This window comes from Micromonospora echinospora, from assembly GCF_014203425.1.
GTDB lineage: Bacteria > Actinomycetota > Actinomycetes > Mycobacteriales > Micromonosporaceae > Micromonospora > Micromonospora echinospora_A.
This window is the reverse complement of the sequence record NZ_JACHJC010000001.1, coordinates 6,005,150-6,031,713: the sequence shown is the minus strand read 5'-3', so window position 1 is coordinate 6,031,713 and position 26,564 is coordinate 6,005,150. Positions and strand designations below refer to the sequence as shown.

The 26,564-nt window shown below is 74.6% G+C and carries 25 protein-coding genes and 1 riboswitch; of the genes, 11 read left to right on the top strand and 14 right to left on the bottom strand.

Going from position 1 to position 26,564, the window contains the following annotated elements; translation table 11 throughout:
• Positions 1–852 carry an alpha/beta hydrolase gene (locus FHU28_RS26990; RefSeq protein ID WP_184687297.1) on the bottom strand — a complete coding sequence of 284 codons (852 nt, stop codon included), beginning with the start codon at positions 850–852 and terminating at the stop codon, positions 1–3.
• Positions 853–963: 111 nt separating this feature from the next.
• On the opposite strand from FHU28_RS26990, the gene FHU28_RS26985 reads away from it, so the two are divergent.
• From FHU28_RS26985 to FHU28_RS26970, 4 genes are read left to right on the top strand one after another with little or no spacing between them, the layout of a single operon-like run.
• On the top strand, positions 964–1,854 hold the full coding sequence (locus tag FHU28_RS26985) for an ABC transporter ATP-binding protein (RefSeq protein ID WP_184687295.1): 891 nt from the start codon (positions 964–966) through the stop codon (positions 1,852–1,854).
• Positions 1,855–1,877: 23 nt separating this feature from the next.
• Positions 1,878–2,678 (top strand): ABC transporter permease, encoded by an 801-nt coding sequence (locus tag FHU28_RS26980; protein ID WP_184687293.1) that lies wholly within the window; start codon positions 1,878–1,880, stop codon positions 2,676–2,678.
• Positions 2,679–2,699: 21 nt separating this feature from the next.
• Entirely contained in the window at positions 2,700–3,851 is a 1,152-nt protein-coding gene (locus FHU28_RS33140; RefSeq protein ID WP_184687291.1) for a sensor histidine kinase, read from the top strand.
• Complete coding sequence (locus FHU28_RS26970; protein ID WP_184687289.1) at positions 3,848–4,468, top strand: response regulator transcription factor; 621 nt, start codon at positions 3,848–3,850, stop codon at positions 4,466–4,468. The genes FHU28_RS33140 and FHU28_RS26970 overlap by 4 nt, the downstream gene beginning before the upstream one ends.
• 7 nt (positions 4,469–4,475) lie before the next feature.
• On the opposite strand, the gene FHU28_RS26965 is transcribed toward FHU28_RS26970, so the two are convergent.
• Together FHU28_RS26965 and FHU28_RS26960 are read right to left on the bottom strand one after the other, a co-directional pair.
• The gene (locus FHU28_RS26965; protein ID WP_184687287.1) at positions 4,476–5,366 is read right to left on the bottom strand and encodes a L,D-transpeptidase; all 891 of its coding nucleotides are present in this window, start codon (positions 5,364–5,366) and stop codon (positions 4,476–4,478) included.
• A 73-nt stretch (positions 5,367–5,439) separates the two neighbouring features.
• On the bottom strand, positions 5,440–6,885 hold the full coding sequence (locus FHU28_RS26960; protein ID WP_184687286.1) for an alpha-amylase: 1,446 nt from the start codon (positions 6,883–6,885) through the stop codon (positions 5,440–5,442).
• A 292-nt stretch (positions 6,886–7,177) separates the two neighbouring features.
• On the opposite strand from FHU28_RS26960, the gene FHU28_RS26955 reads away from it, so the two are divergent.
• From FHU28_RS26955 to FHU28_RS26940, 4 genes are read left to right on the top strand one after another with little or no spacing between them, the layout of a single operon-like run.
• Positions 7,178–8,878 carry a ferric reductase-like transmembrane domain-containing protein gene (locus FHU28_RS26955; RefSeq protein WP_184687284.1) on the top strand — a complete coding sequence of 567 codons (1,701 nt, stop codon included), beginning with the start codon at positions 7,178–7,180 and terminating at the stop codon, positions 8,876–8,878.
• A complete protein-coding gene (locus FHU28_RS26950; protein WP_184687282.1) occupies positions 8,875–10,338 on the top strand; it encodes an NADH-quinone oxidoreductase subunit NuoF family protein in 1,464 nt (487 codons plus the stop codon). The genes FHU28_RS26955 and FHU28_RS26950 overlap by 4 nt, the downstream gene beginning before the upstream one ends.
• A 21-nt stretch (positions 10,339–10,359) precedes the next feature.
• Positions 10,360–10,953: a TlpA family protein disulfide reductase gene (locus tag FHU28_RS26945; RefSeq protein ID WP_184687280.1), complete on the top strand. Its 594-nt coding sequence runs from the start codon at positions 10,360–10,362 to the stop codon at positions 10,951–10,953.
• Positions 10,950–11,921: a cytochrome c biogenesis CcdA family protein gene (locus FHU28_RS26940; protein ID WP_184687278.1), complete on the top strand. Its 972-nt coding sequence runs from the start codon at positions 10,950–10,952 to the stop codon at positions 11,919–11,921. The genes FHU28_RS26945 and FHU28_RS26940 overlap by 4 nt, the downstream gene beginning before the upstream one ends.
• Here FHU28_RS26940 and serS read toward each other — a convergent pair.
• The 5 genes from serS to FHU28_RS26915 form a co-directional block, all read right to left on the bottom strand.
• Positions 11,908–13,191 (bottom strand): serine--tRNA ligase, encoded by a 1,284-nt coding sequence (gene serS, locus FHU28_RS26935; RefSeq protein ID WP_116507786.1) that lies wholly within the window; start codon positions 13,189–13,191, stop codon positions 11,908–11,910. The genes FHU28_RS26940 and serS overlap by 14 nt on opposite strands.
• Positions 13,192–13,623: 432 nt before the next feature.
• A complete protein-coding gene (locus tag FHU28_RS26930) occupies positions 13,624–14,745 on the bottom strand; it encodes a DNA polymerase III subunit beta family protein (protein ID WP_184687277.1) in 1,122 nt (373 codons plus the stop codon).
• Between the two features lie 31 nt (positions 14,746–14,776).
• Positions 14,777–15,952 carry a saccharopine dehydrogenase family protein gene (locus tag FHU28_RS26925; RefSeq protein WP_184687275.1) on the bottom strand — a complete coding sequence of 392 codons (1,176 nt, stop codon included), beginning with the start codon at positions 15,950–15,952 and terminating at the stop codon, positions 14,777–14,779.
• A 31-nt stretch (positions 15,953–15,983) separates the two neighbouring features.
• The gene (locus FHU28_RS26920; protein WP_184687273.1) at positions 15,984–17,120 is read right to left on the bottom strand and encodes an alcohol dehydrogenase catalytic domain-containing protein; all 1,137 of its coding nucleotides are present in this window, start codon (positions 17,118–17,120) and stop codon (positions 15,984–15,986) included.
• A complete protein-coding gene (locus FHU28_RS26915; RefSeq protein WP_184687271.1) occupies positions 17,117–17,542 on the bottom strand; it encodes a hypothetical protein in 426 nt (141 codons plus the stop codon). The genes FHU28_RS26920 and FHU28_RS26915 overlap by 4 nt, the downstream gene beginning before the upstream one ends.
• A gap of 160 nt (positions 17,543–17,702) precedes the next feature.
• On the opposite strand from FHU28_RS26915, the gene FHU28_RS26910 reads away from it, so the two are divergent.
• Positions 17,703–20,474: a helix-turn-helix transcriptional regulator gene (locus tag FHU28_RS26910; protein ID WP_184687269.1), complete on the top strand. Its 2,772-nt coding sequence runs from the start codon at positions 17,703–17,705 to the stop codon at positions 20,472–20,474.
• A gap of 1 nt (position 20,475) precedes the next feature.
• Here FHU28_RS26910 and FHU28_RS26905 read toward each other — a convergent pair whose 3' ends face one another.
• The 4 genes from FHU28_RS26905 to FHU28_RS26890 all read right to left on the bottom strand — a co-directional run bounded on the left by FHU28_RS26905 (position 20,476) and on the right by FHU28_RS26890 (position 22,833).
• Positions 20,476–21,027 carry a DsbA family protein gene (locus tag FHU28_RS26905; RefSeq protein ID WP_184687268.1) on the bottom strand — a complete coding sequence of 184 codons (552 nt, stop codon included), beginning with the start codon at positions 21,025–21,027 and terminating at the stop codon, positions 20,476–20,478.
• Positions 21,027–21,521: a redoxin domain-containing protein gene (locus FHU28_RS26900; RefSeq protein WP_184687266.1), complete on the bottom strand. Its 495-nt coding sequence runs from the start codon at positions 21,519–21,521 to the stop codon at positions 21,027–21,029. Before FHU28_RS26900 ends, FHU28_RS26905 begins: the two co-directional genes overlap by 1 nt.
• Before the next feature lie 59 nt (positions 21,522–21,580).
• Positions 21,581–22,255: a BON domain-containing protein gene (locus FHU28_RS26895; RefSeq protein ID WP_184687264.1), complete on the bottom strand. Its 675-nt coding sequence runs from the start codon at positions 22,253–22,255 to the stop codon at positions 21,581–21,583.
• Positions 22,256–22,428: 173 nt separating this feature from the next.
• Positions 22,429–22,833 (bottom strand): hypothetical protein, encoded by a 405-nt coding sequence (locus tag FHU28_RS26890; protein ID WP_030503623.1) that lies wholly within the window; start codon positions 22,831–22,833, stop codon positions 22,429–22,431.
• Positions 22,834–23,266: 433 nt separating this feature from the next.
• Between FHU28_RS26890 and FHU28_RS26885 the strand changes: the two genes are divergently transcribed.
• Both FHU28_RS26885 and FHU28_RS26880 read left to right on the top strand, forming a co-directional pair.
• Positions 23,267–23,626, top strand: coding sequence for an STAS domain-containing protein (locus FHU28_RS26885; RefSeq protein ID WP_013475611.1), 360 nt, complete (start codon positions 23,267–23,269; stop codon positions 23,624–23,626).
• A 41-nt stretch (positions 23,627–23,667) separates the two neighbouring features.
• The gene (locus FHU28_RS26880; protein WP_260413124.1) at positions 23,668–24,204 is read left to right on the top strand and encodes an SRPBCC family protein; all 537 of its coding nucleotides are present in this window, start codon (positions 23,668–23,670) and stop codon (positions 24,202–24,204) included.
• On the opposite strand, the gene FHU28_RS26875 is transcribed toward FHU28_RS26880, so the two are convergent.
• Positions 24,201–25,277, bottom strand: coding sequence for a coiled-coil domain-containing protein (locus FHU28_RS26875; RefSeq protein WP_184687262.1), 1,077 nt, complete (start codon positions 25,275–25,277; stop codon positions 24,201–24,203). The two genes, FHU28_RS26880 and FHU28_RS26875, sit on opposite strands and share 4 nt — an antisense overlap.
• A 4-nt stretch (positions 25,278–25,281) precedes the next feature.
• A riboswitch (cyclic di-AMP (ydaO/yuaA leader) is annotated at positions 25,282–25,414 on the bottom strand.
• Positions 25,415–25,557: 143 nt separating this feature from the next.
• Complete coding sequence (locus tag FHU28_RS26870) at positions 25,558–26,472, bottom strand: cation diffusion facilitator family transporter (RefSeq protein ID WP_073831277.1); 915 nt, start codon at positions 26,470–26,472, stop codon at positions 25,558–25,560.
• Positions 26,473–26,564: the final 92 nt, after the last annotated feature.

Here is a 26,564-nt window from a genome sequence, read left to right as displayed (position 1 = left end):
TCAGCGCCGTCGAGGGGCCTCGGCGACCACTGTCGGGGAGAACTCGTTCGCCGCCTCGACCGCCCACTCCAGCGCGTAGTCCGCCTCCTCCTCCCAGCCCGGTTCGCCGCCGACGAAGTGCGACCGGCCGGGGAACTCCCGGTAGCCGGTGAGCGCCGTCGAACTCCGGTAGAGGTTGGCGATCGAGCTGGCCAAGGTTGCGGGCACCACGTGGTCCTCGCCGCCCGCGGTGATGAGAAGCGGGGCGCGGTCGCTGCGCTTCTTGTCGATCGCGCTGGCCGAGTTCGGGTCCAGGTTGGCGAACGCCGCCTCGAACAGCACGTGCCCGGCGCCCGGTACGGCGTACCGCTCCCAGGCGGCGTCGGACTGCTCCTGGCTGATGGTGTTGCCGAAGGCGTACCGGAAGTCCTCCGGCGTGAACGGCACGGCGCGGTGCCGGTTGGCCGGGTTGTGCAGGATGGAGTACCCGGACCGCAGCGTGCTGGGCGGCAGCTTGAGCACGCCCCGTACCGGCGCGGGGTGCACGGCGACCACTGCGGCGCCGAGGCGCCGGTCCAGCAGCAACTGGGCGACCAGGCCGCCGAACGAGTGGCCCATGATGATCGGCGGGCGCGGCAGGTCCCGGACGATCGCCGCGTAGTGCTCGGCGATGTCGGCGATCCGCTGGGCGGCGATCGGCGCCGGGTCGGCCCGCAGCTCCTCCACCTCGCGGTCCATGCCGGGCCAGGCGGGCGTGAGCACCTGGAAGCCGCGTGCGGCGTACCGCTGCGCCCAGTGCTCCCAGCTCCGCGAGGTCATCCAGAGGCCGTGGATGAGCACGATCGTGTCGACCCGTCCCGTCGGTGCGCTCATGCCGCGGCATACCCCGCCCGCCGCGGTCCTCACTCCGCCCTGACAAATGTCACGGCCGGAAGGTGACTGCCGCTCCGGGGAACCGGACACCGCACGCCGGAGCATCGGGACATGACCGATTCCGCACCGGCCGTGGACCTGGCCGGACTCACCAAGACCTTCGGACCGGTGACCGCCGTCGACGGGCTCGACCTGCGGATCGCCCCCGGTGAGGTGGTGGCGTTCCTCGGCCCCAACGGCGCCGGCAAGACCACCACCGTCGACATGCTGCTCGGGCTGGCCCGCCCGGACACCGGCACCGTCCGCCTCTTCGGCGGCGAACCGGCCGACGCCGTCCGGCTCGGCCGGGTCGCCGCCGTGATGCAGACCGGCGGCCTGCTCAAGGACCTCACGGTCGCCGAGACGGTACGGATGACCGCGCACTTCTACGGCCACACCCGGCCCGTGGCCGAGGTGCTGGAGCGCGCCGGCATCGCCGGGATCGCCGACCGTGCGGTGGGCAAGTGCTCGGGCGGTCAGCAGCAGCGCCTGCGGTTCGCGCTCGCGTTGCTGCCCGACCCGGACCTGATGGTGCTGGACGAGCCGACCACCGGCATGGACGTCGAGGGCCGGCGCGACTTCTGGCAGGCGATCCGGGCCGACGCCCGTTCCGGCCGGACCGTCCTGTTCGCCACCCACTACCTGGACGAGGCCGACGCGTACGCGGACCGGATCGTGCTGATCCGCCAGGGCCGCGTGGTCGCCGACGGCACCACCGCCGAGATCAAGAACCTGGCCGCCGGGCGGGTGGTCCGTGCCACGCTGCCCGGCGCCGACCAGGCCGCGCTCGCCGCGCTGCCGGGCGTGCGGTCGGTCGAGGTACGCGGTGACGCGGTGCTCGTGCACACCGAGGACTCCGATGTGGTGGCCCGGCACCTGCTGACCCGCACCGGCGCCCGGGACCTGGAGATCACCTCGCGCAACCTCGAGGACGCGTTCCTCACCCTGACCGCCTCCGCCTGAATCGACCCTCGGGGAGTCCTGCCATGACCGCCACGACCTCGTCCACCACCGGCGCCCGCGCGGCCGACCGTCGGCCGCCCGCGCTCGGCGGGTTCTGCGCGCCGGTGCTCGCCATCGAGATCCGCCGGGTGCTGCGCAACCGCCGTACGCTGCTGTTCATCCTGGTCATGCCGGCCGTGTTCTTCCTGCTGTTCGGGCTGCCCACGCGCGGCGAGAAGCTCGACAACGGGCTGCCGGTCACCGGCTGGATCATGATCAGCCTGGCCGTGTACGCGGCGATGGTGGCCACCACGAGCGCCGGCGCGGCTGTCGCCACCGAACGCGCGCTCGGCTGGAGCCGGCAACTGCGGCTCACCCCGCTGCGCCCCGCCGCGTACGTGGCGACGAAAGTGGCCACCGCGATGGTGCTCGGCCTGCTCGGCGTACTCGTGGAGTTCGCCGTCGGCGCCGCCTCCGGGGTGCGGCTGCCGGCCCACGTCTGGGTCGAGTCCGGGCTGACCGCCTGGATCGGTGCGCTCGTGTTCGCCGCGTTCGGGCTGTTCGTCGGCTACCTCGCCCCGGCCGAGAACGTCATGCAGTTCATGGGCCCGGCGCTGGCCATCCTGGCCATGCTGGGCGGCCTGTTCGTCCCGCTGGAGCTGCTGCCCGGCGCGATGCAGCAGATCGCCAAGTTCACCCCGGTGTACGGGGTCGGTCAGCTCGCACGCGCGCCACTGACCGGCACCGGGGTGGACTGGGCGGCGGTGGCGAACGTGACCGCCTGGACCGTGTTCTTCGTACTCGGCGCGGCCCGCCTGTTCCGCCGCGACACCACACGGGTCTGAGCGAGGTCTAGCGTGATCGGCGTGACGCCACCAGCCGGCCCGGTCCGGCCGGCGAACCGCCACTGGCGGTTCACCGGCTGGCTGCTGGCGGCGGTCTGGCTGTTCTTCCTCAACATCCCGTTCACCACCGCACTGCACCAGCCGCAGATGTGGCGGCTGCTGGTCGGGATCGGCTCGCTCGTCGCGTTCGCCGTGGCGTACGTGCTGATCTTCCAGTGGGCCCGGGCCCGCCGGCAGCGCAACCTGCCGGTGCCGCCCGGCCGGGCCCGGCTGCTGATCGCCGTGCTTCTCGCGCTCGGCCTGGCCGGGATCCCGGGCACCGGCGGCGACTGGCTGACCACACTGGTGTTCGTGGCCGCCGCCGCAGTGTTCCTGCTGCCGTCAGCGGAAGCGCTGGTCGTGGTGGTGCTCGCCGCGGCGACGCCGCCGGTGACCGCACGTCTGGTGCCCGGCTGGGAGCACGAGAGCACGCTGGTCTTCGCCGTGCTGCTCGCCTCGTTCGCCATGTTCGGGGTGAGCCGGCTGGCCCAGCGCAACGGCGAACTCCAGGCCGCGCAGCAGGAGATCCGCCGGCTGGCGGTGGCCGAGGAACGCGTCCGCGCCGCCCGGGACCTGCACGACATCCTCGGGCACTCGCTCACTGTGGTGGCGGTCAAGGCGGAACTGGCCGGCCGGCTGCTGCCGCTGGACCCGGCCCGGGCCGCCACCGAGATCGCCGACATCGAGCGGCTGGCCCGGGAGGCGCTGGCCGACGTGCGGGGCACCGTCGGGGCGTATCGCGGGGTGGATCTGGCCTCCGAACTGGCCGGCGCCCGGTCGGCGCTGGCTGCCGCGGGCGTCGTCGCGGAGCTGCCGGAGTCCGTGCCGCCGCTGCCGGTGGACCGCGACGAGCTGTTCGGCTGGGCGGTCCGTGAGGGGGTGACCAACGTGGTGCGGCACAGCGGCGCGCGGCGCTGCGTCATCCGGGTGGAACCGTCGGCGGTGGAGGTACGCGACGACGGCCGAGGGCCGGCGGACCCGCGGGGCACGGCCGGGCACGGGCTGGCCGGGCTGCGCGAGCGGGCCGGGCGGCTGGACGCGACGGTGACGGTGGCGCGGCCGGACGACGGGCGTGGTTTCCTGCTCCGGGTGACGGTGCCTGCGGCGGATCCGGACGGAGGGACGCACCCGTGACCGAGCCGATCAGGCTGCTGCTCGCCGACGACCAGGCGCTGGTCCGGGGCGCGCTGGCGGCGCTGCTGTCGCTGGAGCCGGACCTGACGGTGGTGGCCGAGGTGAGCCGCGGCGACGAGGTGGTGCCGGAGGCGCTGCGCGCTGGCCCGGACTTGGCGTTGCTCGACGTGGAGATGCCGGGCCTGGACGGGGTGGCCGCCACCGCCGCGCTGCGGGCCGCGCTGCCGTCCTGCCGGGTGCTGGTGGTGACCACGTTCGGCCGTCCCGGCTACCTGCGCCGGGCGATGGAGGCTGGCGCGAACGGCTTCGTGGTCAAGGACACCCCGGCCCGGCAGCTCGCCGACGCGGTCCGGCGGGTGCACGCCGGGCTGCGGGTGGTCGACCCGGCGCTCGCCGCCGAGACGCTGGCCACCGGGCCGAGCCCGCTCACCGAGCGGGAGACCGAGGTGCTGCGTACGGCGCGTGGTGGCGGCACGGTGGCCGAGCTGGCGGCGACGTTGCACCTGTCCGAGGGGACTGTTCGCAATCATCTCTCCGCCGCGATCGGCAAGACCGGCGCCCGTAACCGGGCCGACGCCGTGCGGGTGGCCGAGGCGAACGGCTGGCTGCTGGGCTGAGCCCGACTCAGGGCAGGCGGTCGACAACCACGAAGGCGGTGCCCGGCTCGACCTCGGTCAGGAGCAGGCGCTGGGCGCTGCGGGTCAGCCGGATGCAGCCGTTCGTGACGTTCCTGCCGAGCGTGTCGTCGTTGTGCCAGCTGTGCAGTCCGATGTGGGCCCCGCGCAGGCCGGTCGGCACCGCGTCCGGGTCGTCGGGGATCGCGCCGAGGGCGAAGATGTCGACGCCGCCGTAGACGGCCTCCGGGGGCGGGGTGCGGCCCAGCACGAACGTGCGGCCCAGCGGGGTGAGCTGGCCGGACATGCCGAGGCTGACCGGCCAGGTGCGCATCGCGCGCCCGTCCCGCTGCCAGGTGAGCCGGTGGGTGCGCCGTTCCACCACGATCTGGTCGCGCAGCGCCACAGTGGTCCAGCCGCCCGAGGGCAGCCAGGCGATGGTGCGGTTTGCCGACGGGAGCAGCACGGCGGTCCAGCCGGAGCGGCGTTCGACGATCGGCACGGTGAGCCGTACGCCGCTGATGGTCGGCGCGAGGAAGGCCAGCGGACGGCCGCCCGGCGCGTCGTACGCGGCCACGTTCCGGTTCGGGCGCAGCCCTTCGCTGAGCGGGCGGGTGTCGGCCGGGTCCGGGTCGGGCGGGAAGCCGCGCGGCGCCGGGTCGTAGGTGACCACCGGCAGGTCGTCCGGCGGGGGCGCGGCGGGCGGCACCGACTCGTACGGCGACGGGCTCGGCGCGGCGGTCGTGGCCGAAGGCGCGGCGGCGACCGGCGCGGACGGGCGCGCGGGCGTGACGGTGAGCGCGCGGCCGACCAGCAGCGCGGTGACGAGCAGCAGCGGTACGGCGAGCGCGGCGATCAGCCAGCCGGGAGGCCGGCGCGTGGCAAACCGGTCGAACAGCACAAAACTGACTGTAACTGACCGGAAGCCCCCGTACCCGGTACTACGGGTACGGGGGCTTCGCGGTGCGGGTGGCTCAGCTCAGCTTCGCGCCGATGTGGATGGCGATCGCGTCGTGGGCGGGGACGTTCGCGGCGAACCAGCCGGACGAGTCCACGGTGATCACCGGCCCGCTGCACGAGCCGTTGCTGAACGTGCCGTGGACGACGTCGCAGTAGCGGCCCGCCGGCAGCCCGGTGTAGTACGAGCGCCCGTTCACCGCGGTGCCCTCGTCGTTGATCGTCAGGTAGCCCTTGCCGGTACGGCTGAACGCGATGTGCTGGTAGCCGTTGTCGTACCAGTTGGAGACCCCGGCGCCCTCGGTGGCGTTACGGAAGCCGACCATGTTGGCGATGACCGGCCAGCGGTGCTCGCACTCCCAGCCCGAGTAGCAGGTGACGTTGGTGATCCGGTTGCTGCCGTCGGCGGGCGGACCCTGGTCCCGGCCGCTGTAGGTGAAGCTCGACATCACCGCCGGCGTGCCGTACGGCCAGGCCAGCATGAACGCGTTCGCCAGCGCGTACGTGCCGCGGTCGCGGTAGGTGAGCACGCCGCCCTCGCGCTGGGTGTCGTGGTTGTCGGTGAAGACCACCGCCTTCGCGCTCGACAGGTAGCCCCAGGACTCGCCGAAGTTCCTCAGGTACGCCAGCCGCTCGTTGTTGAACAGCCGGGCCAGGTCCTTGCCGTACCGGAACTCGTGCACGTCACCGTTGCCGGTGTACTCGGTCGGCTGGATCGGCTCACCAGCGCCGTAGATGACCTCCTGCACCAGGTACGCACTGCGGTTCAGCTTGGCCTTGATCGCGGCGATGTCGGCGGCCGGCATGTGCTTGCTGCCGTCCAGCCGGAAACCGTCGACGCCGAGGGAGAGCAGGTCGTTGAGGTACGCGGCGAGCCGGCCGCGCACGTACTCCGACTCGGTCTTGAGGTCGGCGAGGTTGACCAGCTCGCAGTTCTGCACCTCGTACCGGTCGTTGTAGTTGGCGATGTCGTTGTTGCCGTTGCGCCCGCAGTAGTGGAAGTCCTGCGCCGAGTAGACGCCGGGGTAGTTGTAGTGGCCGTACGACGAGCCGGCCCAGCCGGTGCCGCCGTTCTCCTGGCCGGACATGTGGTTGACCACGGCGTCGACGATCACCTTCACGCCCGCCGCGTGGCACGTGTTCACCATGGACTGGAACTGCGCGCGGGTGCCCTTGCGGGACTCGATCCGGTAGCTGACCGGCTGGTAGGACACCCACCACTGGCTGCTGTTGACGTGTTCCTGGGGCGGGGACACCTGCACGTAGCCGTAGCCCTTCGGGCCCAGCGTGCTGGTGCACTCGGCGGCCACCGAGGTCCAGTTCCACTCGAAGAGCTGGACGATGACCTTTTTGGCGCCCGGGGTGGCGGCGGTGGCCGGGGGAGCCGCCGCCGTGATCGGGACGAGCAGGCTCGCGGCCAGGCCCAGGGCGAGCGCCGCGGCGCGGAATCGGCGTCGGTGCATCAGGACTCCTGCGGGGGTGCGGGGGTGCGGGGGAGTGGAGCCTGTCTCAGTGCTGGCTTCTTGCAGCCCGCGCTGAAATTTTGCGGCAAGGTTACGAGAATGTTGCAAGGACTGTCAACGCATGCGCATTCGTCGTTGCGTCAGGCGCTACACGCGCGTCCGGTGCGGACGGTTCGAAAAACCCGCCGAGAAATTCGCCACCGGAGGTGATCCGTCCGCGCCGTCGCTCCGTACCTGAGTGGGGAGCAGGGTCGGTCGGTGGGGGCGCCGCCGTGAGACGATCGAGGAGCAGATGGCCCGGGCACAGCAGAACGAGAAGACGACGACCGTCCGGACCACCACCAGCAGCCGTGGTGTCCGGACCATGTCGAAGTCCGCGATCGCGGCGCTGACCGCTTCCGCGCTCGGCCTCGCGTGGGCCGGAGTGGAGCTGGCCGGTGCCGGCGGGCTCATGTACTCGTACGGATTCTTCTTCACCGAGTTCTTCGCCGGGGTGGTCGCCCTGGTCGCGCTCAGCATCACCGTGATGCTGGGCCTGCTCGCCACCGACCGCCTGGTGCTGCTCATCCGGCACCGCGTGCTGCTCCAGTCGGCGCACCGCGCCACCGGCGTGCTCGGCGTGGCCGGACTGGTCTTCCACGTCATCACCAAGGTGGCGATCGGCCGGGCCGGCCCCACCGACGCGGTGGTGCCGTTCATCGGCGGCACCGGCCTCTACGTCGGACTGGGCACAGTCGCCGCGCTGCTGATGGTGGGCGTGCTCTGGACCGGAATCGTCCGGGTCCGGTTCGCCGGAGTCGGTCCCAAGTGGTTCTGGCGGGCACTGCACTCGATGGCCTACGTGTCCTGGCCGTTCGCGCTGGTGCACGGCCTCAACGCCGGCCGGCCCGCGGCGACCTGGGTGCTGCTCAGCTACCTCGCCTGCGTGCTGGCCGTGGTGCTGGCGCTGATGGTGCGGCTCTCCGTCCACCTGGGCAAGCGCAGCCGGGAACAGCATCAGGCCGCCGCGCTCAACAAGGCCATGGCCGGCAAGGGCGAGGAGCGGACCGGCGTGTTCGCCGCGATCACCCGCAAGAAGGCCACCACCAAGGAGGACAGCGGCGCCGGCCGGGGCCGCTGGGCCGAGGCGACCGCCACCTGGACCGCGCCGGCCGGCACCGCCCGGCGGCGCGACCCCGAGCGGTTCGCCGTACCCGTGGTGCCGGAACCCGGGTCGCTGCGCGAACCGGTCCGTGCGGCCGCCGCCCGCCGCCGCGACGAGGAGCGGGTCGCCGTCCGGGTACGCGAGGAGGAGCGCGAGCCGGTCCTCCTCGACCGGGACGAGGAACTGGTGCCGGCACGCCGGTCCGACGGCGAACGGTCCCGCCGTCGTCGCCGGTCCGGCGAGGAGCCGGCGGGCCGCCGGTCCCGGACCGAGGAGGAGCGGGTGAGCCGCCGGTCCCGGCTGGACGAGGAACGGGCCGGTCGCCGCTCCCGGGCCGACGAGGACGTAGCCGCCCGCTACTCGGCGCCGCCGGAGAGCGGTGGCCGCCACTCCGCGCCCCCGGACACCGGCGGCCGCCACTCCGCCCCGCCGGACAGCAGCCGCTACGCCAGCCCGGCCGAGGTGGCCCGCTACTCCGCGCCGCCGCGTGTCGGCAACGAGGCGGAGGAGCCGTGGGACAGCCCGCGCCGCTGGGAGACCCGCCCGGTCTCCGGTGAGCCGATCTCGGCCGGGCCGATCTCCGGCACCCCGATGTCGGCGGAGCCGCTCAGCGGGTCCGGCCGGCGCTACCGGGACGAGGAGGACGTGCCGGAGGAGCCGGACTACTGGCGCCCGCCGGCCCGCTACGACGCCGACGAGGCGTTCGTGGACGACACCCCGACGCTTGTCGACCTCGCCTCCCGCCGCGCCATGCGGGCCGGCAAGGACAGCCGGTCTCGTCGCAAGCGGGCCGACGCGGACGCGGTCGACGGGGCGTACTGGGCCGGGCTGCGGGGTGAGGCCCGGTGACGCGGACCGTCCCGCCGGTAGCCTGCGTCGGCGAGCCCCGCCTGACCGCCGGCTTCGCCGAGTTCGGCCGGCTCGACCTGCTCGCCCACGAGGAGGTGCACGGCCCGATCGGCCCGATGGAACCGGCGGCGCTGCTGCGGCTCGCCGAGGCGATCGACCTCAAGGGCAAGGGCGGCGCGGGTTTCCCGTTCGCCCGCAAGCTGCGCGCGGTGCTGGAGTCCTGCGAGCGGCAGGACCTCTCCGCCGTGGTGGTGGTCAACGCCACCGAGGGGGAACCGGCGAGCTGGAAGGACAAGGTGCTGCTCACTCGCGCCCCGCACCTGATCCTGGACGGCGCCGCGCTGGCCGCGTTCGCGCTGGACGCGGAGGAGATCGTCATCGGCGTCGCCGACGACGACGTGGGTCGGCCCTCGCTGGCCGAGGCGTTGCAGGAACGGCGGATGCCGGTGCCGACCACCATCGTCACGGTGCCGCACCGGTTCATCTCCGGCGAGGGCGGCGCGCTCGTCAACGGCATCAACGGCCTTCCGCACATCCCGCCCGGCACCAAGAAGCGCTCCAGCGACTCCGGCGTCGGCGGGCTGCCCACGCTGCTGTCGAACGCCGAGACGTACTCCCAGCTCGCCGTCGCCGCCCGCATCGGCCCGTACGAGTACGCCGCGCTCGGCACCGACGACGAGCCGGGCACGGTGCTGCTCACCGTCACCGGGTCGGCGAAGCGGCCCGCCGTGGTGGAGTGCGCCGCGGGCACCCCGCTGCGCGAGATCCTCGACCTGTGCGAGGTCCCGCCCGGCCCCGGCATCCTGATGGGCGGCTACCACGGAAAGTGGATCACCGCGGCGGCGGCGGACCGGGCCGAGGTGTCCCGCAAGGGGCTCACCGCAGTGGGTGGCACGCTCGGCGCCGGCATCATCGTGCCGCTCGGCGCCGACACCTGCCCGCTCGGGGAGGCCGCCCAGGTCGTGCGCTACCTGGCCGGCGAGTCCGCCGGGCAGTGCGGCCCGTGCAAGATGGGCCTGCCCGACCTGGCCCGCTCGGTCGACCTCGCGGTCTCCGGCAGCGCCCCGGTCGAACTGGTCCGGGCCGCGGCTGGCGACGTCAAGGGACGCGGCGCGTGCAGCCACCCGGACGGCACCGCCCGGTTCGCGCTGTCCGCCATGGAGGTGTTCGCCGACGACCTGCGGCTGCACGCCACCGGCGAGGGCTGCGGCAAGCGGGTCAAGGGCACGATGGGCCTGCCCGGCGCGCCCGACGCCAACCCGCAGAAGCTCACGCTGGACTGGTCCCGCTGCGACGGGCACGGGCTCTGCGCGCACGTGGTGCCGGACTTCATCCGGCTCGACGGCAACGGATACCCGGCGTTCCCGCCCACCCCGGTGCCGACGTGGCTGCGCGAGGGCGCGCTCAAGGCGGTAAAGGTCTGTCCCGAACTCGCGCTCCGGCTGGTCCGGGCCGAGTAGCGACCACTCCAGGAGCCGCCGATGCCACCGCGCGCCGCCAGCCGCCTCACCGCCGCCGTACTGGCCGCCACGCTCGCCGCCGCCACGGCCTGCGCGGCCGGACCCGAGGCCGGCGCGGTGCCCCCCGCGGCCCCGGCCGCCGCGCCGTCGGACATCGCGTCCCCGGTCGCGACGCCGGGCGGGCCGACGTCCGCGCCACCGGCCGCGGTGCCGGCCACGCTGTCGTTCACCGGCAAGACCCTCGACGGTACGGCGTTCTCCGCCGCCGACCTGGCCGGGCGGCCGGTGCTGCTCTGGTTCTGGGCGCCCTGGTGCGCCACCTGCGCCAGCCAGGCGTGGACGGTGGCCGAGATCGCCCCCGCCTACCGGGACACGGTCCCGATCGTCGGCGTCGCCGGGCTCGGCGAGCAGAAGGCGATGAAGGACTTCGTCACCGAGTTCGACCTGGCCGGCACGACCCAGATCGACGACCGGAAGGGCGCGCTGTGGCGCCGGTTCAAGGTGACCGAGCAGAGCACGTTCGTCGTCCTGGACCGAACCGGCCGGGTCGTCCACCAGGGATTCCTGGACGGTGAGGCGCTGACCCGGCAGGTCGAGACGCTGGCCCGGGGATGACCGGCGCGCTGCTGCTCGCCCTGACCGCGGGCATGCTCGGCGCGGTCAACCCGTGCGGCTTCGCGATGCTGCCCGCGTACCTGTCGTTGCTGGTGGCCGACGGGCGCGGCGCGGTCGGCCGCGCGCTCACCGCGACGGCCGCGCTCACCCTCGGGTACGTGCTGGTGTTCGGCGCGTTCGGGCTGGCCGTGGCGCCGGCCGCGGACTGGCTGCGCCCCCGGCTGCCGTGGCTGACTGTCACGCTCGGCGTGCTGCTGACGCTGGCCGGGTGCTGGCTGCTCGCCGGACGGCGACTGCCCGCGCCGCGCCCGCTGCGCGCCGCGCCCCGGCTCACCCGCACCTGGCCGTCGATGGTGCTGTTCGGCGCGGCGTACGCGCTCACGTCGCTGAGCTGCGCGATCGCGCCGTTCCTGGCGATCGTGGTGACCAGCCTGCGGGCCGGGTCGCCGGTGCGCGGGCTGGCGCTGTTCGGGGCGTACGCGCTGGGGATGGCGCTCGTGGTCGGGGTGGCCGCGCTCGCCGTGGCGCTGCTGCGCGGCCGGGTCGTGGCGCGACTGCGCGGCGCGGGCGCGTGGGCGCCGCGCCTGAGCGGCCTGGTGCTCGTGGTCGCGGGCGGTTACGTCGCCTGGTACGGCTGGTACGAGGTGCGCCTCGCCGAGGGCCGGTACGACGCCTTCACCGACCCGGTGATCCGCGCCGCCGCCGAGGTCCAGCAGACCCTGGTACGAGCCCTCGACACCGCCGGCCCCGCCGTGCTCGCCGCGGTCCTCGCGGCCCTGCTCCTGGCCGCCCTGCCCCTCACCCGCCGCCCTCGCCCGTCCCACCCCCGCCCGTCCCGCCCTCGCTCCCACGATCTTGCAGTTGGGGCCCGGGCGGAAGGGGTGAACCGGACTTCTCGTGGGCCGCAAGTGCAAGATCGCGGGGGAGAGGCGGGGACGGCGGCGGGGGAGCGGGTCAGCGCGGGGTGAGGCGGTCGGTGCCGAGCTTGTCGCGCAGGACCTCCGGGACCACCACCGAGCCGTCGGACTGCTGGTGCTGCTCCAGGATGGCCGGGAACAGGCGGCTGGTGGCGAGCGCCGAGCCGTTGAGCGTGTGCACGAAACGGGTCTGCTTCGCGCCCGGCTCGCGGTAGCGGATCGCCGCCCGGCGGGCCTGGTAGTCACCGGCCCAGGAGACCGACGACACCTCCTTGTACTTGCCGGTGCTCGGCATCCAGACCTCGACGTCGAGCGTCTTCTTCATCGAGGCGCTGGCGTCACTGGCGGCGAGCAGGCTGGTCTGGAAGTGCAGACCGAGCTTGCCGACCAGGCCCTCGACGTGCCCGACCATCGCCTCAAGCGCCTCGCCCGCCTGCTCCGGCAGCGTGAACTGGAAGATCTCCACCTTGTTGAACTGGTGGCCGCGCACCGTGCCGCGCTCGTCGGAGTGCGAACCGGCCGCCTCACGGCGATAGCAGGGCGTGTACGCGAACGCCTTCAACGGCAGCTTCGGCGTCTCCAGGATCTCGTCCTGGTACGCGCCGAGGATCGCCGTCTCCGCCGTGGGCAGCAGGAACTGGCCGCGCGAGGACGACTGCTTGTCGATGTGGTAGACGTCGTCGTGGAACTTCGGGAACTGCCCGGCCGCGAAACCGGCGCTCTCCAGCAGCAGGTGCGGCGGGAGCAGGAACTCGTAGCCGGCCTGGATGTTCTGCTCGATCAGCCAGTTCACCAGCGCCCACTCCAGCCGGGCGCCCATACCGGTGTACATCCAGAAGCCCGAGCCGCCGAGCTTCACGCCCCGCTCGTGGTCGACCAGGCCGAGCGCGCGGCTCAGCTCCACGTGGTCGCGTACCTTCTCGATGGCGGGCGCCTCGCCGAACGTCCGCACCACCCGGTTGGCCTCCTTGCCCCCGGCGACCACGTCGTCGGCGGGCAGGTTCGGCAGCTCGCTCATCGCCGAGCGGAGCCGGGACTGCACCTCGTCGAGCTGGGACTCCAGCTCCGCGAGCTGCTTGCGCTCGGCCTCCGGGGCGACCGGCTGCGGCGTGCCGCCGGACCGTTTCGCCTCCGCGTACGCCCGCGCCTCGGCCTTGCGGCGCTGCCGCTCGGCGTCGATCTCCGTGATCAGGGCGCGTCGTTCCTGGTCGAGCCGCTGGATGTCGTCCAGCGCCCGGGTGACCTCGGCGGGATCCAGACGCTTCGCCAGCGCGGTCGCCACCGCCTCGCGATCCTTCCGGATCAACTCCATGTCGAGCATGCTGCTCGTACGCCTCCGTCCAGGCAGTCAGGTGGGACCTCCAGATGCTACCGTCGCGCCCTCGCCGCCCCGGCCCGGCCCGCGCAGCCCGCCGCCGCGAGGCCCGTTCCGGTGACGGTGCGTGGTGGTGGTGCTGGCGATCGGATGTGCTCACAGTGCGTAACGGCGCTCTGGTGCGTGCGTGGCCCCGCATCCGCTCGTGGTCGCGCTGACCTGGTCAATCTCACGGATCCACTCTCGGGCGGGTTTGCCCCTCGGGCGACTTTGCTCTGCAGCCACCGACGCGGCGTTCGACGGAGCGTCAGCGTCGCGCCGATGGCTGCAGAGCAAAGTCCGCAAGGGGTGAAGCAGCGGGGGCAGCAGTGATGTCACGCACTGTCACGGATGTCTGTCGCTGGAGCGTGGGGGAGGGAGGCCGGCGAGCGCTGAGCGTCAGAGGCGTACCGGCATCAGCACCGAGAAGGCGTCCGCGTCGTCGGCCCGCCGCACCGCCAGGGGCGTGATCGGGCCGTCCAGTTCCAGCACGAGCTGGCCGTCGCCGGACCCCAGCGCGTCCAGCAGGTACTCCCGGTTCACCGCCACCCGGAGCGCACCCGCGCCGTCCGCGCCGTCCGTGCCGTTCGGGTCGACCAGGCGCAGCTCGCCGCGGCCGTCCAGGCCGAGCGCCACCACCTCGTGCTCGACGCCCTCGTGCGCCCGGCGGCAGACGGGGACGCCGTCGGCGGTGAGCGCCGCGCGCAGCGCCGCGCCGTCGAACGGGATCCGGTACGCGGGCGCGTCGCCGAGCTGCGCCCGCAGCAGCCGCCGGTAGTCCGGGAAGTCGTACGGCAGCGGGACGGCGGTCAGCGGCCGGCCCGCCACCGTGACAGTCACCCCGTCGGGGGTGACGACGACCTCGGCAACGTCCGAGCCGTCGAGGCCCGACAGCGATCCGGCGGCGTCCAGCAGCGCCCGCAGCTCGTCGACGGCAGCCACCGGCAGCAGCACGCTCACCGGCGGGCCGTCGACAGTGGCGCCGACCCGGGCCACGGCGAGCCGGAACCGGTCGGTGGCGAACAGGTGCACCCCGTCGAGGGCGACCTCCAGCAGCACGCCGGACAGGACCGGCAGCGCGGGGTCGGCGCCGACGGCGAAGCGTACGGCGTCCACGGCGGCGGCGAGGTCGGTGCGGGACAGCACGAGGCGGGTGGTCACAGTGGTCTCCTCCGGGTCGATCAGGCTGCGGATCCGGGAGAGTTCACGACGCGCGTCGGCCAGGCCGTCCTCCAGGCGGCGCAGGTGCGCGTCCAGCAGGCGGTGCACCTCGGCCGGCCGGTGCCGGTGCCGCAGCGCCTCGGCGATGCCGGTCAGCGGCATCCCCACCCGGCGCAGCCCGGCCACCAGGCGGGCCGGGGCCACCTGCTCCTCGGCGTACCAGCGGTAGCCGGTCACCGGGTCCACCCGGGCCGGGGGCAGCACGCCGGAACGGTCGTAGAACCGTAACGCGCTGACCGTCAAGCCGCTGGCCCGGGCCAGTTCGCCGATGCTGCGAAGCTCGCTCTCCACGGCCGTCATCCTGTGACCTCGACCGGGTCGAGGGTCAACCTCACGCCGGCAGCGTGCGGAACGTGATGCCCGCGCGGACCAGCCGGTCCAGCAGCGCGTCACCCATCGCCGCGGCCGGCGTGACCTGCCCGGCGGTCTCCGGCAGGTCGTCGAAGGCCAGGCAGAGCGCCGACTCCGCGAGCATCTTGGCGGTCTCGTCGTATCCCGGGTCGCCGCCGGCCACCTCGGTCACCACCCGGCGGCCGCCGCCGGTGCCCACGAACCGCACCCGGAACCACGACTTCGCCCGCTGCTCGGCTGTCGGCCCCTGCCCGGAGGCGAGCCGCCCGAGCAGCCAGCGCCGCGTCGGCGCCACCTTCACCAGCCCCATCACACCGGCCAGCCCGACTCCGGCGACAAGCACCGTGGGCAGCCGCTTCATGGCCGCAAAGTGCCGGTAGCGGAAGTCCGGCCCGTACTCCGGGCGGGCCGCCGCGGACCGGCGGACCACCTGCGGGTCGATGGTGGGCAGCGGCACCGCCCACTGGCCGAACTCGCGTACCCGGCCGACCTTGCCCGGCACCGCGCGGACCCGGCGCCCGTCCGGGCCGGGCTCCATCGCCCGCCGGGCCCGCGCCGCCCGGCTCGTCTCACCGGTACGGGAGAACGCGGTGAGCGCCGAGTGGTACGTCCCGGCGGAGAACCGGCCACCGGCCCGCACGTAGCCGTCCACGGCGATCGGCCCGTCGGCCGGCAGTTGCTTGACCGTGTACCAGACGCCCAGGTCGTGCGGGATCGAGTCGAAGCCGCAGGCGTGCACCAGGCGTGCCCCGGTGCGTACCGCCTCGGCGTGGTGCCGCACGTACATCCGGTCGACGAACTCCGGCTCGCCGGTGATGTCGAGGTAGTCGGTGCCGGCCGCGGCGCAGGCGGCCACCAGCGGCTCGCCGTGGTGCACGTACGGGCCGACGGTGGTGGCCACCACCCGGGCGCACTCGGCCACCGCCCGCAGCGACGCCGGGTCGGTCACGTCGGCGGTGAGCAGGGGCAGCTCGGCCAGGGCCGGGTCGATCGCGGCGAGCCGCTCCCGCACCGCGGCCAGCTTGTCCGGGTTACGCCCGGCCAGCGCCCAGCGCAGCCGCTCCGGCGCGTGCCGGGCCAGGTACTCGGCGGTGAGCCCGCCGGTGAAGCCGGTGGCGCCGAACAGGACGAGGTCGTACCGACGGTCTGCGCGCATCCGCCGAGTGTGCCATCCACGGCGCTCACCTTCACGGCGTGAAGACCACCCGCACGCAGCCGTCGGCCCGGTCGCGGAACAACGCGTACCCGTCGGCGCCCCGCTCCAGCGGCATCCGGTGCGTGGCCAGATGCTCGGTCACCAGCTCGTCGCGGGCCATCCGCGCCAGAAGCTCCGGGATGGCCGTCGCGCCCCGCCGCCGGGCGGCGCGGACGGCGAGGCCCTTGTCCGTGAGCGCGCCGAGCGGGAACCGGTCCACCACACCGGGCCGGGCGTCGAGCACCACCACGACGCCGCCCTTGCGGCACGCGTGCACCGCCTCGCGCAGCGCCGCCCCGCCGTCCGCCTCGGTCAGCGGCCACCGGCTCGGCTCGGCCGGCATCCCGGAGGCGTCGACGCACACGTCCGGGCCCCGGCCGCCGCTGCGTTCGCGCAGCTCGGCGAGCACGTCCACGTACCTGTGGTTGAGCGCCTCCACCCCGGCGTGCCGGGCGACCATGCGCAGCCGGTCGTCCCGGTCGTCGACCACGATCACCCGGTCCGCCCCCCGGGCCACCGCCGCCCCGGCGGTGAGCTGACCGACAGCGCCCGCGCCCCACACCGCCACCACGTCACCCTGGGCGACCTCGCCCAGTTCGGCGCCGTACCAGCCGGCCGGCGCGGCGTCGGCGGCGAACACCGCCCGGTCGTCGCTCACCGACTCCGGTACGGCGAACGCGCCCACGTCCGCGTACGGCACCCGGACGAACTCGGCGTGGCCACCGGCGAACCCGCCCAGCCGGGCCGGCCGGCCGAAACCGCCCGCGGACGGCTGGCCCCACTCCGGCTCGGCGGTCACACCGCTCGTGCCGTTGTCGCAGCAGGCGAGCAGCCCCTGCCGGCAGAACCAGCACGCGCCGCAGGCCACCGCGGCGCCCACCACCACCCGGTCGGCGACCCGGTGCCGGCGTACCTCCGGGCCGACCTCGACCACCTCGCCGAGGAACTCGCGTCCGAGCACCTCCCCGGCGGACGCCTCGGGCACCCGCCCGCCCAGGAGCGGCAGGTCCGCGCCGCAGGTCGTGCTGCGTCGCACCCGGACGATCATGTCCTGGGCGTTGCGCAGCTCCGGGTCCGGGACGCGGCGCACCTCCACCGCGTCGGCCCCGGCCCAGCACAGCGCCCTCATCGCACCGGCCCCGGCCGCTCCAGCGGCGAGCGGTCCGCGCGCAGCACCTCGCCGGTCTCCAGGAGCTGCTTGGTCTGCCGCAGCACGTGGCGCAGGTACCGGCCCGGGTCGTCGCCGACCAGGTGCGCGGCGAACCCCGGCAGCGTGCACTCCCCGCCCAGCGGACGGATCGCCAGTTCGGTGCCGCGACCGCCGGGCGCCGGGCGGGCCCACACCTCGACCGCCCCGTCGAGACGACGCAGCGGCTCGGGCCACCGTCCGGCCGGGAGCACCCGCTCGGGCTCGGCGGCCACCGTCACCTTCTGCCACCGTCCCGGCCGTGGATCCGTTGCGGCCCGCTGCGGCAGGCGGTCGGCCAGCCTCCGCGCCCCGCCGGCCGCCAGCGCCAGCGCGCCGACCGTGAGCCGTCTGATCCGCGCCACCTGACCTCCCGAGGTCCCGGGCTCGGGCGGCCGGCGCTGCCCGGCCGGCCGCCCGCGTGCCTCCAGGGTGGGCCGGGGCCGGGTGAGCCGGGTTCGCCCGGAAGGGGTGAACCGGCCCGGTCCGGGTAACCGCTGCCCGCACCGACAGGGGGAGGGATGCATGCCGGAAGAGGCCGACCAGGTCCGATTCGTGGCCGCGCCGCACGACACCAGGGAGATCACCGGTACGCCCGATCTGCGTACCGCCGGCATCGATTCACCCGACCTGGCCGGTGGTGCGCTGCCGGGCGGCCCACCGCTGCTGACATCCCGCCTGACGCCACCGGCGCCACCCGAGCCGGGTCTGCTGCGGCCCCGCCTGGTGGAGCGGGTGGAGCGGGGCGCGAGCGGGCCGGTGACGCTCGTGCTCGCGCCGGCCGGCTGGGGCAAGACGACAGTGTTGTCCGCCTGGGCGCGGGCGGAGCGGGACGGCCCGGCGCCGGCCTGGGTGACGGTGGGCGAGGGCGACACGACACGGCGGCTCTGGGGCTATCTGGCGGCGGCCCTGCGTACGGCCGCCGCCGAGGACCCGGACGAGGGACCACCGCCACCGGTGCCGGACGGCCCGCCCCGGCCCGAGCAGCTGGAGTCGCTCGCCGTCGCGCTGGCCGCGCGGGAACGGCCGGTGCTGCTGGTCCTCGACGACCTGCACCGGGTCACCGACCCGGCGGCCCTGTCCGGGCTGGAGTTCCTGCTCCAGCACGCCGACGGGCGACTGCGGCTGGTGGCCGGCGCGCGGCGTGAGCCGCCGCTGGCGCTGCACCGCTGGCGGCTGGCCGGCGAGCTGACGCTCATCGGCCCGGACGAGCTGGCGTTCACCGCCGACGAGGTCGCCGACCTGCTGGTCGCGCACGGCGTTCCGGTGCCCGCCCCGGCGGTGCCCCGGCTGGCCGAGCGCACCGCCGGCTGGGCCGCCGGGCTGCGCTTCGCCGCGCTCGCGCTGGCCGACGGGACCGATCCGGCCCGCGCGGTGGACCGGTTCGGCGGTGACCAGCCGGACGTCGCCGCGTACCTGCGGGACGAGGTGCTCGCGCCGCTGGGCCCGGCGACCCGTGACGTCCTGCGCCGCGTGGCGGTGGCCGTCGCGGTCCGCGCCGACCTCGCCGCCGTGCTGACCGGGCGGGCCGACGCCGGGCAGGTGCTCGCCGAGGCGGCCCGGGAGGGCGGCTTCCTCCACCAGGACGGCGGCAACCCGCAGTGGTACCGGCCGCATCCGCTCCTGGCCGACGTGCTCCGGGACGAACTGGGCCGGCTGCCCGCCGACGAGGTGCGCGAGCTGCACCGGCGGGCGGCGGACTGGTACGCCGCCCACGACCGGCCGGCCGAGGCGGTGCGGCACGCGCTGACCGCCGGCGAGTGGACCGCCGCCACCGAGCTGCTGATCAGCCGCTGGCCGGAGCTGGCACCGGACGAGCCGACGGCCGCGGCGCCCCCGCCCGAGCCGCCGGCGAACGCGGTCCGCCGCGATCCCGAGCTGGCGCTGGCCGCCGCGGCGGAGCGGGCGTACGCCGGTGATCCGGCCGCCGCCGACGGGCAGCTGCGGCGCGCGCTGGCCCACGCCGACGACCTGCCCGCGCCGCGCCGCGACCGGTTCCGCCGGCTGGCCGCCGCCCTGGAGTTGAGTCTGGCCCGCCTCGGCGGGAACCACGAGGCGGTACGCGAGGCTGCCGACCGCCTGCTCGCCACCGCTTCCGGCCCGGCCGCCGACGCCGCCGCCGATCCGCGTGCCGGGTCGGCCGAGCGCGACGACGTACGCGCGGTGGCGGGCGCCGCGCACGGGCTGGTCGCGCTGGCCGAGGGGGAGCTGCCGGTGGCCCGTACCCGGTTCGCCGAGGCGCGGGAGGCGGCACGCCGGGCCGGCCGGCCGCGGACCGAGCTGCTCTGCGTCAGCCGCTCGGCGGCGCTGGAGGCGGCCCAGGGCGCGTTGCGGGCGGCCGAGGAACTCGCCGGGGAGGCGCTGGCGATGCCGGCCTGTCAGGGCTGGTCGGCCCGGTCGGACTGCGGCTACGCGTACCTGGCGCTGGCGCTCGTGGCCTGGCATCGGGACCGGCCGGCGGAGGCCGCGGCCCACCTGGCGCTGGCCGGGCCGGCCGCCGCGGAGCCGGGGGGCGCGGCGCTGGCCGCGCTCTGCCGGGCCGGGCTGCTGACCGACAACGACGACCCGGGCGGCGCGCTGCGCACGCTCGCCGGGGCGCGGGCGGTGGCGCCCGGCCCGGAGCTGGGCGGGTGGCTGGCCGCCGAGGAGGCCCAGGTACGCGCGGTGACGGGTGACGCCGACGGCGCCCGGGCGCTGCTCGACGCCACTGGCGACGGGCCGGCGCCGGCGCTGGCGTCCGCCCGGTTGCTGCTGCGTGCCGGTGACGCCCGCGCGGCCGAACGGGCGGTGCCCGACTGGGCCGGGCCCGGCGCGGCGGACTGGCCGTTGCCGGTACGGCTGGCCGCCGGGCTGCTCGACGCGGCGCTGGCCGGCGGGGCCGGGGACGCCCGGCGGGCCGGGCGGGTGCTGGAGGAGGTGCTGGCGCTCGCCGAGCCGGACGGCTTCCGGCGCGTCTTCACCCGGGCGGACCCGGGGGTACGGGACCTGCTGGCCGCGCACCTGGACTCCGGCACCGCGTACTGGGCGACGGTGAGCGAGCTGGTCCGGGGCGCGGACGCACAGCCGGTCGCCGGGGCGGCGGACGGTCCGGCGCGCGGGCTGGACGAGCCGCTCACCGAGCGGGAGCTGACCATCCTGCGGTACCTGCAGAGCATCCTGTCCAACGTGGAGATCGCCGCCGAGCTGTCGCTGTCGGTGAACACCGTCAAGACGCACGTGCGCAACATCTACCGCAAGCTCGACGCGACCCGCCGGCGGGACGCCGTCCGGCGGGCGCGCGAGCTGCGGTTGATCTGACTCAGACGTCGGCGGCGGCGTCCACCACGGTCAGCAGTTCGGCAACGTCGTAACCGCCGTCGTGGCGGACGCCGTTGACGAACAGGGTCGGGGTGCCGTTGACGCCGCTGCGGATGCCGTCGACGAAGTCCCGCCGGACCCGGTCGGCGTACTCCTGCCGGCCGACCTCCGCGGCGATCTCGTCCGGCGACAGTCCGATCTGCTCGACGCCGAGCGACAGGTGCACCGGGTCGAGCTGGTCCTGGTGCTGGAAGAGCCAGTCGTACATCTCCCAGAACCGGCCCCGGGCGGCGGCCGCCTCGGCGGTCTCCGCCGCGCTCTCCGCGTGCGGGTGGATGTTGGCGATCGGAAAGTGCCGGTACGCCAGGCGCACCACGTCGGCCCGCTGGCGCAGCACCTCGGTGAGGTTCGGGTACGCGGCGCCGCAGAACCGGCACTGGAAGTCGCCGTACTCGACGATCGTGACCGGCGCGTCCACCGGCCCGCGGACGTGGTCGCTGTCGGTCACCGAGGTCCGCAGCCGCGCGGTGGTGACCTGAAGTGGCGTGGTCATCAGGCGTTCACCCGCCGATCCGAGTTGAGCCGCTCCAGGGCGTCGAGGATGCCGTCCACGCCCGGGTTCACCTCGGGCGGGGACAGGTGGCTCCAGGCCACCCGGCCGTCCGGGTCGACGACCACGAGCGCCCGGTCGGACTGCCCACGCGGCGCGTACGCGCCGTATCGGCGCGACACCTCGCCCTTGGGCTCGAAGTCGGCGAGCAACGGGAAGCGGATGCCCTGGCTCTCGGCGAACGCCCGGTGCGAGTCGACGCTGTCCACCGAGATGCCCAGCAGCACCGCGTCGTACCGCTCCAGCTCGGGCAGGGCCGCCTGGTAGAGGGCCATCTGCTCGCCGCAGACCGGTGACCAGTCGGCGGGATAGAAGGCCAGCACCACCGGACGGCCCCGGAACTGCCCGGGACCCACCTGTCGCCCGTCCGGCGCCGCCGGCAGCGTGAAGCCGGGGGCGGCCCGCCCGGGTGTGATCAGCCCGTTCGGATCACTCATGCCTCCCACAATGGCCGGCGCCCGGGTGAGGCGGGCTCACCCGGGCGGGGTGGTTCGGCTCAGCGCACGACGAGGTGGTTGTGCACCTCCCGGATGCCGGGGGCGTTCCACACCACCCGCTCGATGTCCGCGCGTTCGCCGGCCGACTGGACCTGCCCGCCCAGCAGCACCGTGTCGCCGTGCACCCGGACGTCGACGGTCTCGGCCTCGGTGGCGGCGTTGCGCGCGAGCGCGTCCACGATCCGCTCGGCCAGGTCGTGCCCGTCGGCGCGTACCGCCGGGCGCACGGCGATCCCGTTGCTCACCCCGCGTACGCCGGTGAGCCGGGCGACCGACCGTTCGGCGGCGCGCCGCTGGTACTCCCACTCGACGTCGCCGTGCAGCGTGACCCAGCCGTCGGAGACTGTCACCTGCAGCGCCTCGACCGGCACGAAGGCGTCCCACTCCAGCGCCCGTACGGCCGCTACGGCGATCTCCGGGTCCTCCCGCCCGGCGGCGGTGGCGATCTGGACGAAGAGGTCGTTGGCGACCGCGCGGACCCGGGCGGCCCGGTGCGCGGCCCGCTCGGCGGCCCACTTCTTGGCGTAGCTGTCCACCCTGCCGGTCAGCGTCACCACGCCCTCGGTGACAGTCACCCCGATCTCGTCGGGGCCGACCCGGGGTTCCCAGGTCAGTTCGTCGAGCACCGCGGACTGGATGTCCCGGTCGGTACGCGTGATCGTGTCGGTGGCCATCCGGCTCTCCCTCCCGTCGACGGCGGCGCGGGCACGGGTCCCGCACCCGCGATCCTGCGCGTGTCCCGGGTGACCGACCCTCACCCGGTCCGGGTGAGGGGGAGCGCACCACGCAAACACGGTGGCCGCCCCCGGGAGTACCGGGAGCGGCCACCGTGCCGGTCGGGTGCGGTTCAGCCGTCCAGGCCGGCCGGGGAGTTCGGACGGTCCACGTCCACGAACTCGATCTCGTCCGCGGCGCGGTCGCGGCTGCCCGCGGCGCGCGCGGCGGTGCCGGCGGCCCAGCCGATCGCCGCGCCCGCGAGCGCCGCCGCGATCAGCAGCGTCCAGGGCAGCGCGGGCCGACGCCCGGCCAGCGCGTCGAAGGCGAGCGTGGCACGCCGGCGCGCCTCCTCGGCGGCGGAGCCGACCAGGTCGGTGGCGTCGTCGGCGAAGCCGGAGGAGTTGCGGCGGGCGGCGCGGGTGGCGTCGCGCACGCTGTCACCGGCGGAGCCGGCCGCGGAGAGCAGGTGCTGCCACGCCTGGTCGGCGACCCGCTCGGCCTTGCCCCGGCGGTCCAGCAGGTTGGATCCGAACATCGTTCTACCTCCTCGGGTGCCGAAGGCCGGCGGCCACTTCGGACTCCGGTGTCCATCCGGCGCGTCACGGGTTGACTCCCCCGGGCAGTGCCCCGCGCGCGGCGGCGGCAAACCCACAGTGGGGCGCGGGCGGCTAGCAGGCTTTCAAACCGGGACGAACCACCCGAACGCGCCGAGAGCGGGGTGTCGTCGCGAAGTGCGCGCGCCCGCTACCCTGGTCGGCGGATCGACGGGTCCGACCGGCCGTACGGCCGGTCGTGGCCCGCGTCGAAGGGGAAACTGGAACCCGGAGGTCCGGATTGGGTGCGCCCAGGTGTGCCCAGTTCGCGAATTGCTCATCCCGGGGGGTGGCGACCGAGCCGTTGGAGGAATACTCTCGGTCGCGGCCCGCGTACTGATGAGGCGCCCGTCAAGGGCGAGTGGAGGTGCTCGCGTGAGCCTGTCGATCGTGAAGTCGGTGCGGCCGGGTGGTGTCGTCCAGATCGCGCCCCGTGGGGAGATCGACGTCGACACCGCGTACGAGGTGCGGGAAGCGATCGCCGAGGTGCTCGCGAAGGGCCGTCCCGCACGCATCGAGCTGAACATGCGGCTCGTCACGTTCATCGACTCGGTCGGCATCAGCGCCATGGTCGCCGGCTTCCAGACCTGCGAGGTCAGCGGCGTCAAGCTGGTGGTCACCGAGCCGAGCCGGTTCGTGCACCGGCAGCTCTGGGTGACCGGCCTGCTCGGCCTCTTCGGCGCTCCCGAACCGTGGTTCGCCGACGACACCCCCGAGGTGCTGCCCGGCGCCTGAGCGCCGCTCACACCCCCTCCGGCCAGGGGACCTTCTACCCGTTGCCAGTCCGGCGTCCGTACGGGACGATCGTCGCGACGTACGACGGCGAGGGGGCCCGCTTGCAGAGCAGCGACAGCTTCAGCTACACCGTGCAGGCCCGGTGCGGCCGGGCCGACGCGGTGGCCCTGCTGGGTGACCTCAGTCGCCAGGGCGAGCTGCATCCGCTGATCGTCCGGGTCCGGCAACTGCCGGCCCGGCCGGGCGCGCTGGCCAGCTACGCGATCACCGACCGGCTGCAACTGGGCCCGCTGCACTTCCCGGTCACGTACCAGGCGGACGTGCTGGTCGCGAGCGAGGACGAGGTGGTCACGGTGGCCCGGCAGCAGCCGGCGACGACGGTGCGCAACCACACCCGGCTGCGCGACGAGCCCGACGGCACCGTGCGCATCGACGTGGAGATCACGCTGACCGCGCCGGCGCCGCTGTTCGGGTACGCGTTCCGTCAGGCCCGGGCGGCTCACCTGAGCCTGGCGGCCCGTCTCGGCGCGACGCTGGAGGGCCGGCCCGATCCGGCCGGCCCCCCGGGAGCGCGCTAGTACACCGACAGGTGCACGTGGTTGGTGTGGTCGCTGGACGGATCGCCGTTGCCGCCGCTGTACGCCTTCCACCCGCTGCTGGGCAGCCAGATCTGCTTGAACCAGATCACGTAGAGCACGGCGAGCGGGTCGGCGTTGCGCACGAAGTACGCGGCCAGGTTGTTGCCGTACGTCCGGTCACCGCCGGTGGCCACGCCCCCGAAGCCGTTCTTCTGGGCGGCGAAGTCGCAGGCCCGCCCCTTCGGGTGCTCGCCCGAGCCGCTGGGCCGGTGGCACGAGACGTACCGGGTGAAGCCGGCCGCCTTGGCCTGCTGTAGCGCGTGCAGCGTCCGCGGGGTGATGCAGCCGTTGGCCGGGGTCGGGTCGTTGACGCTGCACGACTCCGCGGGCCATGAGCCGTCCGAGTTGCGCGGCGCCGGCTTCGCGTTCTTGTTGGAGGTGCCCTGGACGCCGCCGCCGCCGCCACTGCTGCTGCGTGACGCCCTGTCGTTCGCCACTTCGAGCGCGCGCTCGGCCTGCTCCTTGCGCTTGCCCATCACCGCGACCTGCTTGCGTTGCTCGCGGATCTCGGCGTCGAGCGCGGCCCGGGTGCGGGTGGCCTCGTCGCGGGTGGCGATCAGGTCGCGCACCGTGCGGTCCTCGTGCGCGGCGACCTGTTCCAGGGTGGCGGCCCGGTCCATGAAGCCCGCCGGGCTGCTGCTGTCGAGCAGCGCCGCGGCGGTGCCGAGGCGGCCGGCGCGGTACGCCACCCCGGCGATCTCGCCGACCTTGGCGTCGCGTGCGGCCAGTTCGACACCGACCGTCTTGAGCTGGTCGTTCAGCTGCTTCTGGCGGTTCACCGACTGGTTCAGCGCGGCCTTCGCCTCCAGCCAGCCCTTGCTGGCCGCGTCGAGTTGGGCGCGCAGCTCCGGCGTGCCGCCTTCGTCGTCGCCGGGTGCGGCGGCGAGCAGGGCGGTCCGGGGCGCCGCCGAGGCGGGGGAGGCCGGAACGGTCGCGACGCCGAGAGTCAGCGTCGCGACGAGCAGGGCCGCCAATCGGGCGGCCGTCCGTCGTACAGGTGCCACTGGGGGCATTCACATGTCCTTCCGTCAACCGCCGACCGGGTTAGCTGACGGGTTCGGGACGGAAGATCCCTACCGCTGACGCGGATGCACCCCACGTACGTGGTTCCCCGGCTCGCCCCCTTCGGGCGATTAGGCGACGGCCACCCCACCTGCGCCGGTGGCGCCGGAGGCTGCGGCCGCGACCGAGCCTACCGGCGCTGCCCGGGCGCGGCTCCGATGCGTGGTGCCGCATGATGGGGCAAAACCGACATTACTGTACAGCAGCCGCAGTGATTTAAGTCTGTCCTAATCACCACTCGGTCTTTCCGCACACGCCCGCGGACGCTCCGGGTTCGACCTGCAACGTGGCGTGATCGATGGAGAAGTCCTCGTGCAGCGCGGCCCGCGCGGCGGCAAGGACCCCGCCGGGGTCGACGCCCGGGTCGGTGGTCAGGTGCGCCGAGGCCACCTCCATCCCGGAGGTGAGCGTCCAGACGTGCAGGTCGTGCACCTCGGCCACGCCGGGGACCGCGGCCAGCCGGTCGTGCACGGCGGTCACCTGCAGGTGCTCCGGCGCTGCCTGCACCAGGATGCGCACCGCGGCCCGGCCGAGCCGCCAGGTGCGCGGCAGGATGAACAGGCCGATCCCGACGGCGACCAGGGGGTCCGCCCACCACCAGTCGGTGACCGCGATGACCAGCGCCGCGGCGATCACGCCGAGCGAGCCGAGCAGGTCGCCGAGCACCTCCAGGTACGCGCCGCGCAGGTTGATGCTCTCCTTCGACCCGGCCCGCAGCAGCGCGAAGGCGACGATGTTGGCGAGCAGGCCGAGCACCGCCACCACGAGCATCGGGCCGGCGAGCACCTCCGGCGGCTCGCCGAAGCGGCGTACCGCCTCGACCAGGACGTAGACCGCGACGGCGCCGAGCAGCACGGCGTTGGCGAGTGCGGCTAGCACCTCCAGCCGGTAGAGGCCGAACGTGCGCTGCGGGTCGGTGCCGGCGCGCCGGGTGGCGGTGATCGCCGCGAGGGCCATGCCGATGCCGAGCACGTCGGTGAACATGTGCCCGGCATCGGAGAGCAGGGCGAGCGAGCCGGTGGTGAAGGCGGCCACCGCCTCGACCACCATCAGGACGGCGAGCAGCGCGAACGCGGCCCAGAGGCGGCCGCGGTGGCGGTGTGCCGCGTTGGCCACCGCGCCGCTGTGGTCATGACCTGCGCCCACGCCAACACCCTTCCTGCCGCGTACCGGCCGGGCCCAATGTATGTTCACATCGCTATGTATGCAAGTGAACTGTGGGTGGTGCCGGCGCGGCT